1 pseudogene is annotated in these 391 nt (G+C 29.9%); it reads left to right on the top strand.

From position 1 onward, the window contains the following. Nucleotides 1-227: pseudogene (locus RCF13_RS07235) on the top strand (hypothetical protein); the annotation flags it as partial. Between the last annotated feature and the right edge of the window lie 164 nt (nucleotides 228-391).

The following is a 391-nucleotide window of genomic DNA, read 5'->3' on the forward strand; positions in this document are numbered from 1 at the left end:
ACCCAAGGTCAGCCAAAAGTAATTTAGCAGCATCAATTTTATCAGATAACAGAATGCAAGGAGAGGACATTAATGAATATAATGTTGGCGACTGGATAAAAAATAACTGTCGTAGGATTGATATACTTGTAGACTCGGATTTAGGAATATTTACATTAGGACTTATTGAGGCGGCTCTTCATTATAAATATGAACCTATATATGAAGGATTTGATACACAAAGATAAATTTTAATTTATGGTGGTTACAAAAGAATAATTTATATAGCTGGTTATTTTGAATTATTCTTATATTCATAGAAATAGTACCATGGATAATTATACTGCAAGGTGGGAGATATCAATGAAGTTAGAAGATATTCAATACACAATTCCAGAAAAATCAATTGATG

Source organism: Stenotrophomonas maltophilia group sp. RNC7, from assembly GCF_030910085.1.
Taxonomy (GTDB): domain Bacteria; phylum Pseudomonadota; class Gammaproteobacteria; order Xanthomonadales; family Xanthomonadaceae; genus Stenotrophomonas; species Stenotrophomonas sepilia.